The organism is Streptomyces sp. NPDC054956 (assembly GCF_053609185.1).
Genome location: NZ_JBSGXB010000023.1, coordinates 38,463 through 46,537, shown reverse-complemented (window position 1 = coordinate 46,537; position 8,075 = coordinate 38,463). Strand labels below are relative to the sequence as shown.

At 70.9% G+C, this 8,075-nt stretch carries 7 protein-coding genes; 4 read left to right on the top strand and 3 right to left on the bottom strand.

The genetic code is table 11. From position 1 onward, the window contains the following. Positions 1-193: 193 nt before the first annotated feature. The gene (locus ACWGDE_RS07200) at positions 194-1,297 is read left to right on the top strand and encodes a hypothetical protein (RefSeq protein ID WP_453387986.1); all 1,104 of its coding nucleotides are present in this window, start codon (positions 194-196) and stop codon (positions 1,295-1,297) included. Positions 1,298-1,396: 99 nt separating this feature from the next. Here the strand turns inward: ACWGDE_RS07200 and ACWGDE_RS07195 are convergent, their stop codons facing one another. Further along, positions 1,397-3,631 carry an MMPL family transporter gene (locus tag ACWGDE_RS07195; RefSeq protein ID WP_453387985.1) on the bottom strand — a complete coding sequence of 745 codons (2,235 nt, stop codon included), beginning with the start codon at positions 3,629-3,631 and terminating at the stop codon, positions 1,397-1,399. 965 nt (positions 3,632-4,596) lie between these two features. Between ACWGDE_RS07195 and ACWGDE_RS07190 the strand changes: the two genes are divergently transcribed. After that, positions 4,597-5,139: an NUDIX domain-containing protein gene (locus tag ACWGDE_RS07190; protein ID WP_453387984.1), complete on the top strand. Its 543-nt coding sequence runs from the start codon at positions 4,597-4,599 to the stop codon at positions 5,137-5,139. Positions 5,140-5,396: 257 nt separating this feature from the next. On the opposite strand, the gene ACWGDE_RS07185 is transcribed toward ACWGDE_RS07190, so the two are convergent. Next, positions 5,397-5,528: a hypothetical protein gene (locus ACWGDE_RS07185; RefSeq protein WP_453387983.1), complete on the bottom strand. Its 132-nt coding sequence runs from the start codon at positions 5,526-5,528 to the stop codon at positions 5,397-5,399. 81 nt (positions 5,529-5,609) lie between these two features. Here ACWGDE_RS07185 and ACWGDE_RS07180 point away from each other — a divergent pair, with 81 nt between their 5' ends. Continuing rightward, on the top strand, positions 5,610-5,813 hold the full coding sequence (locus ACWGDE_RS07180) for a hypothetical protein (RefSeq protein ID WP_453387982.1): 204 nt from the start codon (positions 5,610-5,612) through the stop codon (positions 5,811-5,813). A 187-nt stretch (positions 5,814-6,000) separates the two neighbouring features. Here the strand turns inward: ACWGDE_RS07180 and ACWGDE_RS07175 are convergent, their stop codons facing one another. Beyond that, the gene (locus tag ACWGDE_RS07175; RefSeq protein WP_453387981.1) at positions 6,001-6,600 is read right to left on the bottom strand and encodes a hypothetical protein; all 600 of its coding nucleotides are present in this window, start codon (positions 6,598-6,600) and stop codon (positions 6,001-6,003) included. 285 nt (positions 6,601-6,885) lie between these two features. Between ACWGDE_RS07175 and ACWGDE_RS07170 the strand changes: the two genes are divergently transcribed. Next, a complete protein-coding gene (locus ACWGDE_RS07170; RefSeq protein ID WP_453387980.1) occupies positions 6,886-7,965 on the top strand; it encodes a hypothetical protein in 1,080 nt (359 codons plus the stop codon). The last annotated feature ends 110 nt before the right edge of the window (positions 7,966-8,075 follow it).

Sequence of the window (8,075 nt, the reverse complement as noted above, 5' to 3'; positions counted from 1 at the left end):
GGTACGGCCCGTACTCCGGGAGGTTGCGGGAGCGATTCGAGGAAGCGATCCGGTGGTTCCGCACCAGCGGACAAGTGATAGCCGCCAGCTGCCGCACCGACCGGGCGTCGAGCCACTCCGCCCCCTCTGACCTGGCTCTATCGCTGGCTAAAGCTATTGCGGAGAGTGATCACTTCGGGAATGATTCCCCGCCGTGACCCTCTTCCTCGCCGCTGTACTCGGCGTGTTCCTCGTCGTGATCCTCTGCTCCATCCGCCTTGTCGACCGCTGGGTGGAGAAGCGCTTCGTGGCGTCCGCCTACGGTCTTCCGCCTCGTGAGGCGCTCGACAACCGGCGCCCCGGACCGCCCCCGCCGGCCCACCGGACGCAGGAGCGGCAGGCCGTCGCCGATGCCGCGTGGCGGGGGGACTGGAGTGCCGCCCGGCGGTACGTCCGGGCCGCGGGAGAAGACTGGGACGAGCGCTGGGACCGGATGGAGCTCCTGCAGCACGTCGCCGGAAAGGACGCCGCCTGGCTCGACGCCTGGCGCGCCGCCGAGCCGGGCGACTGCGACGCGGCAACCCTCCACGCGAGCCTCATGGTCCACCGCGCCTGGGAGATCCGGGGTACCGCCTACGCCTACGAGGTCCCGTACGAGGACATGAAGCGCTTCCGCGCCATGCTCCCGGCCGCGATCGACGAGGCCCGCGAGGCCGCACTGCTCGACCCCGCGAACCCCGGCCCCTGGGTCGTCATGATCACCGCGGCACGCGGAGCCCAGTACGACCACTCGCAGTTCAAGCCCCTCTGGGAGGGGCTCGTCGCCCGCGCGCCCCACCACTACGAAGGGCACGGGCAAGCCCTCCAGTACTGGTGCGCGAAGTGGTACGGAAGCGACCGGCGCATGATGCGGTTCGCCCGCCGGGCGGTCCGCAAGGCCCCGGCAGGCAGCCCGCTCGCCGGTCTCTACCTGCACGCGCTGAGTGAACTCGCCGGCCGGTCCAGCGCTGTCGCGCTGCCCGTGACACCCATGACGAGGAGCCGGCTGAAGCGCATCGCCGCCTCCTTCGACCAGGTCGCACCCGATGACGAGCGCCTGCCGATCCTGCGCCACCTGCTGGCGCACTACATGCTCCAGGCGATGATGTACGGGCCCGCCCTGGAACAGTTCCGCCGGATCGGGCCGTGGTGCGGAGCCGAGCCCTGGCGCAGGGCGGGAAACCCGGCGATGGCGTTCGAAACCGCTCGCGGCCGTGCCGTGAGGCTGTCCCGGACCCGCCCCACCCAGACGGCGCAGGCCTACGGAATGGCGCGCTAGGGAACGTCCCCGAGGGACCTCACCCGGCAGGCGGTGGGCGATGGTCCGCACCGGATCTGACAGGCGCCGTTGGGGCGCCGCCGTTGGGAGCCGTGGTGATCAGCGGCGGGCGTGGGCGGGTGCGTGGGCGCGTGCGCGGGCGTGGGTGCGGACGGCGATGCGGCCCGGGGGGCATCGGCGTGGGGGGTGCACCGCTGGGGTGGCCGGGGCCGGGCGGGGAGTGGTGGACGGCGCCCTGCGGCGCAGCGGGCGGGGGGCCCACCAGTTCCAGCTTCCGGCCAGGCGCATGAGTGCCGGTACGAGGACGCCTCGTACGAGGGTGGCGTCGAGGAGCACGCCCAGACCTGCGCCGATCCCGAAGAACTGCAGGAGGGAGACGTGGGAGGTGCCGAAGCTCAGGAGGGTGAACGCGAGGAGGGTGCCGGCGGTGGTGACCATGCCGCCGGTGAGGGAGAGGCCCGTGATGATCGAGCCGGTGTTGTCCTGTCCGGCTTCGTGCGCCTCCTTGATGCGTGCGAGAACGAACACCTCGTAATCCACGGAGAGCCCGAACAGGATGCAGAACAGCAGGACCGGCATGGTCGTGCTGAGCGGTCCGGGCGTGAAGTGGAGCAGGCGGTGGAAATGACCCGTCTGGAAGATCCACACCATGGCTCCGAGGACGGCCGTGAGGCTCAGGGCGTTCAGCGCGATGGCTTTGAGGGGGAGGAGCAGACTGCGCGTAAAGCCGAACAGGAGTGCGAATGTCGTGAGGGTGATGACGGAGAGCGCCAGCGGGAGCCGGTCGCCCACCGTGGCCTTGGCGTCGACCAGCACGGCGCTGGGTCCGCCGACGAGAACGTCCGTGCCGGCCGGGGCGGGAGCCCGGCGGATGTCGTGCACGAGTTGCTGGGCGGCCTTGGACTGGGCGTCCACCAGCGGCACCACGGAGAGCCGGTCCGGGCCGTTCGTACCCGCGGGCCCCGCTACCTGGGCCACCTGGCCAACGTACGGGAGCGCGGACAGCCGGCGGACGTACTGCGCCCGCTCCTGCGGGGACGCCGTACCGGACAGGACGACCGTGAGAGCGCTGGAGCCCTTCATGTCGAACGCACCGCGCACCAGATCACCGGTCTGACGGCTGGACGCACTCGCCGGCAGCGCCCGGTCGTCGGGGGTGGCGAAAGCGGCATGGGTGAACGGTGAGGCGAGCAGCACCAGCAGCCCGATCACCGGCAGCGCCGCGACCAGTGGACGGCGTACGACGATCCGCGCCAGCCCCTCCCAGAAGCGGGAGCGCGAGCCCGAGTGGACCCGGCTGCGCCCCGGCACGGGCCAGGCGTTCACCCGCTTTCCGAGCAGCGTGAGCACGGCCGGCAGCACGGTCACGGCGCTCACCGCCGCGATCACGACCACCGCGATGCCCGCGTAGGCGAAGGACCGCAGGAAGTACGGCGGGAACACCAGCAATGTCGCGAGCGCGGCGCAGACCGTCGCGGCACTGAAGACGATCGTGTGGCCGGCGGTGCGCACGGTGCGTATCGCGGCATTGCGCGGTCTGTAACCCTTGGCGAGTTCCTCGCGGAACCGGGAGACGATCAGCAGCCCGTAGTCGATGCCCAGACCCAGGCCGAGCGCCGTGGTGAGGTTCAGCGCGAACACGGACACATCGGTGACGGCGCCCAGAACGCTCAGGACCAGCAGCGTCCCGGCGATGGCCAGGACCCCGATCAGCAGCGGCAGGGCGGCGGCCACCACACTGCCGAACACCAGGACCAGCAGGATCAGGGTTCCCGGCAGGACGACGGACTCGGCCCGCTTCAGATCGGCCTCAGAGACGTCCTGGAGCTCCGCGTCGACCAGCGCCGTCCCTCCCACGTGCACCGACAGGGCCGCACTGGAAGCGACCGTGCTGGTCAGCCCCTCGCGCAGCATCTTGACCCGCGCTCCGAGCCGTTGCCCCTCGCCGTCCACATGCGCGACCACCATGGCCGCACGGCCGTCCCGGCTGCGCAGCTGCGGTGCGTTACCGGTCCAGTACGAGGTCACTGCGCTCACGTGCGGCTGGGCGGCCAGGAGCCGGCCCAGGTACGTGCCGGCGCTGCGGGCCGCGGGGTCGTCGACGGTACCGCTCCGGGCCTGCGCGACGACGACCAGGTTGGGGGAGGCCCCCAGGTGCTCGGCGGTCATCCGGGCGACGCGGCTGGACTCGGAGCGCGGATCGTCGTATCCCTGTGTCTTCAGCCGGCCCGTCGCGTCCGCTCCGAAGACGACGGAAAGGAGCAGGAACAGGAGCGCGCCGAGGACGACGAGCCAGGGGCGGCGGGTCACGAGGACCCCTGCACGCGGATACATGACGGCTCCGATCGCGAGGGCGATTCGCTCCTCCTGCGTGGCGCAGGACGGTCGGTTCCCACCGTGCCCGCCCAGGAGCCGCGCTCGTAGCCCCGACTTCTCGTCGCTTGACAAATGCCGACAGGGCACAGGCGCCCCGATCCATCCCGCACCCGACGCCGTGCCGGGGCCGCTGTACGTGGTCGTGTCACCCGCCGCTGCACGGCACTCCACCTCGCGAAGACCGAAGCCGAGCAACCCCAGCTCTGAAGGCGCCGAGAACTGCTCGCTCCGGCCATGACCGGGCCCGCCGAATCCGAGTCCCGCAGATGCGGTGAGCGGTGAAGGGCCCCCTGAGGCTGCCAAAGGGAGGGCTCGGAGGACGTCACGGATGGTGTGGACCTCACATTCCGCACATACCGCGTTCTGGGCCACACTCCTCGCGGGTCCGCTGGTGTGGCCCTGTGGGCAGGTACACCGGGAGGACGGGCTCGGGGTAGAGGGCCGTACTGCCCCAGCCGGTCATCTCTTCGCCGATCAGGCAGCGGTACAGCCACGCGGCGAAAGTCATAGGTTGCAGATCACGCGGGGGCATCGGCTGCGAGCGTCAGCGAGGTCGGGGACTTGTCCATGGCCGACTTCGCCGCCCACCGGGCCGCCTGTGTCTCGGGGGCCTGGGGTGTCTCGACCCTCCCGCGAGCGACGTGCTTCCCCGGGGGTCCGGAACCCCCGACGACGACCGCCTTGCATCGTCCCCCTCTTGCCTCCGCCGCCGCACCCCGGAGACGGCGTGCCACGCGGGCCGGCAGAGGTCGTGGCCGATGGCCGCCGCCGGAGGCCCTCGACGGATTCACCCTGGGCGCCTATCGAGCGTCAGAGATGTGAGGCGGACGGTCCGTACACCGACGCCAAGTCCGCCTCGGGGACGTCCACCTGGAGGCGGAAGCCGGCCCCGGCCCCGGTGGTTGGCCGGGATACTGGCCGCTATGACAAGCATCCCCGAGAAGCAGACGGCCCCGTTCTCGCGCATCAAGATCCGTACCGGAGCCGTCGTCTTCTGCGGCGACGACGTCGCCCTCATCCGCCGCGACCGTGCGGGCTCCACCCACTACACCCCGCCGGGCGGCAACGTCGAGGACGGCGAGGACCTCCGCGAAGCCCTCCGCCGGGAACTCGCCGAGGAACTCGACCTGGACATCGACCAGGCAGGGGGCGGAGAGCTCCTGTGGGTCATCGACCAGCGCGTCACCCGCCCGGGCCCCACCCCGCCCCCGCGCAAGCTCCACCTGATCTACCGCCTTCACATCACTCCCGGACTCCGCGACACCCTCGCCGAGCAGGAACTCGACGAACAGCCCGACGGCACCCATGAAGTCGGCGTCATCGAATGGATCGACTACCGCAAGACCGCCGAGCTCCCGATCTTCCCGCCGATCGGACCCGCGCTCGCCGCCTTGGCCGCCCCGTACGCCGCAGCTGCTGACGTGGCTCTGGACGCCGTCACCGACGAGACGTACACCTGGGTCTGATGCTGTCCTGAGAGGCGCACCGGCGGTCCGCGATGGCCGCGGAGGCGCCCCCATGGACGGCGTCCGCCCAGGTGGACGCGGTTCGCCCGGCGCGGAGTACGGGTTGCCGGTGACCTGGTAGACGTGGTCGCCCACCCCGCTGGAGACCGCCGCTCGCCGTGCCCTCGGACCAGCGGCCAGGACTGCCTCGCGATGTATCTGCTGCTGTCGTTCGGGTCGGGGTAGTCGCCATCGGATGGCCGTGATGGTGGTGACCGTCAGGCTTCGTCTGCGATCCCGTCGTCGTCGTTCTTGCCTCGTGGTTTGCCCCAGCCTCGGATGACTTCGGCCAGTACCCAGTAGAGGAATACCGCGAGGGGGCTCCATGCGAGGACGGTACCGATGCTCATGCCTGGGGGCGTTCCCGATGCGATGCCCCGGAACACGCCGCTCCGAGCCGGATTCGGCCTCGGGGGATGGGGGTTCGCCCCGTGCTCTGGTTCGCCTCCGTACCGGTGGCGGCCGGCGGCGACGCCGCCCGGGGTGCGCGGGACCTGCCGGAGGGCACGGATATCGGCGGCTCCCCGACTGGCCCCAGCTGCTGTGGACCAGGGGTCTTCGGCGGCGAGATCCTCCACGAGGAACCCCGAGACCCGCGGTCGGTCGGATTCATGGAAGCCATGATGGAGCCCTGAGCGGGCCGCACGACCAAAGGGTCACGACCCGTAAGGCACTTGCCGCCAGAGCCGTCCCGCCATGCTCGTGCCGGGGAGAGATGCGGATCTGCTGAGACCGGCTGACCCGTGTGCAGCCCCGGGGTGTGAACGGCCGGCCCTCCAGCCTGCTTTCACGCCGCAGACGGCACACGTCAGTGGGGGAGACCTAGTGACGGATCGCGGCCACCGCTGCGCGGGCGAGCTGCTCGGCCTCGGCCGCCCCGTCGGCCGACTGATTCCGGGCATCGCTGTACGAGACACGGACGATGACATTGGCCTCGCGGACCAGCACGGTCGCACCGTCCCGATAGGCATCGTCGCCGAGGCCCGGCACCTGGTCCCAGCTCCGGCCGGGGGCGTGGTCCATCAGGAGCTGGAGCCGTTCGCGGGCCGCCGCCTCGCCGGATTCCGGGGACTTGAGGTGTGCCCACTGCCACAACTCGTATCCGAGGCTGAGGCCGGCGGCGTCATTCTTGGCTTCGCACACAGCCTGCTTCACCAGCACCCGCTTCCACGGGTCCCGCACAGGGGTGACGCCGGGGAGCAGCCGGCGGGCCGGCTCGGCGAGGACCTCACAAGGATCGGGGACGTCGGCCGCCTCGGTCCTGCCGGGCCACCAAGGCGCGTTCCACGGTCGGCCCGCGAGCAGGACGCCGAGCAGCAGCATCAGGACGATCCCGATACCCGTGCGGAGCACGATGCGGCGCGCCCTGCGCTGTCCGCGCGAGAGCTGGCCGGCCGGTTCCGGAAGTGTGGTCGGCGTCATGATGGGTCCCCCGTCGGCATCTGCGGCCGCGAACCTACCATCAGATGGTCATCAAGAGCCTGCTGCGGTACGGGCCCCCAGGCGGAGGACGGCGGTCAAGCGCCCTGTCCGGCCCTGCCTGTGACCACGCACCCGGGAGACCCGCCAGCCGAACCCAAGAGTCCTCGGAGCGGCCCCGACGACGATCCTCAACTTGCCAGTCTCTCGACAGCAGACAACGGTCCGAGGGATTCGAGCAACGTGGCCCTGATGACCCCAGGTAATCCTCGGGCCTAAGGTGTGTCGGTGATCTTCAAGAGGAAGCGGCAGGCTACAAGCCTCACCGCCATTGTGTCCGAGCTGGAAGAAGCGGTTGCCGCTCGAGACGGCGACCGTACGGGGCGTGCCTTCACCGCCATGATGAACGCCGTCCAGTCGGCATCGGACGCTGAATGCGTTCAGGCAGGGCCCCGGTTGGCGGCGCTGCTTCCGGCCTTCCCGCCCACCGGCCCGCGGCCGATGCTGGCGATGGCGGCCGGCTTCTGCGTCGAGCGCGGTGCCGATCCGGCGGCCTGCGCCGAGCCGATCCTCGGCGGCGTCCACCAGGACCTGCTCGACGCTCTGGAGTTCGCACGCCGCTGGACCGCCGCCGGCCCAGCCGAGAACGAGCTGCCGGAGCCGGACGAGAAGATCATTGATGACGGACTGCTCGCGCGCCTCGGGGGCGACCGGCACGAGGCCGCGCGGCTGGCGCTCGCCTGGTGCTCGGTCGAAGAGTGGCAGCCGCCCGCGTTGGCCGTGCTGTGTCGCAGCACCGAGGTGCGCCGTCGGCACGCATCCGAGATCCTCCCCACCTGCCGCGACCTGGCTGCCCTGGAGCGGCACGACCTCAAATGCCTGGCCTATGCGTTGGCAGTCCTGGACGACGAGCCCCTCGTCGTGCTGCACAAGCCGACCGGGACCGGATTCGAGGTGAGCATCGGCGGCATCGGGGACAACTTCCAACTGCACACGCTGCTGGCCCACGTTCTCGTCGGCGGCGGCCACGTGCCCGGCACCGCTCCTTCGGCAGCCAGCGTCCGCCTTGCCACCGACCCCCAGCCCGCCCAGGGGCGCACCCAGACCATTGCGACCGGCAGCTTCGAGCTCCTCACCTCGGACGGAGAGCGGATCTGGAACGAAGGGCACCCCGACGACATCCCCGTGGTCGACGGACGCCGCCTGCTCGTGCTCGACGAGCCGACATACCAGCGCAGCTGGAACGCCGACCGCTTCTTCCCGCATCTCCCGGGCACGGCCGAGCTGACCCGCATCCTGACCGCAGACGAGACGCGGGCATGGTTCGCCCGCACAACGCCCGCCAACGGCATCTCCCGGCCTTCCTGACCCGATGGGCCGGGCCGTCACCTCTCCCGGCAGGTGACTGGTGGGGCCGGATGCCAGGAATCGGGACTGGTCCCCACGAACGAACAAGGACGGGACGCCGCGAGTGTGCT

Excerpts from the sequence above, each read along its gene's own strand:
- ACWGDE_RS07195 (WP_453387985.1), bottom strand. The coding sequence starts at position 3,631 with ATGTATCCGCGTGCAGGGGTCCTCGTGACCCGCCGCCCCTGGCTCGTC.
- ACWGDE_RS07175 (WP_453387981.1), bottom strand. The coding sequence starts at position 6,600 with ATGACGCCGACCACACTTCCGGAACCGGCCGGCCAGCTCTCGCGCGGA.
- ACWGDE_RS07185 (WP_453387983.1), bottom strand. The coding sequence starts at position 5,528 with ATGAGCATCGGTACCGTCCTCGCATGGAGCCCCCTCGCGGTATTCCTC.
- ACWGDE_RS07190 (WP_453387984.1), top strand. The coding sequence starts at position 4,597 with ATGACAAGCATCCCCGAGAAGCAGACGGCCCCGTTCTCGCGCATCAAG.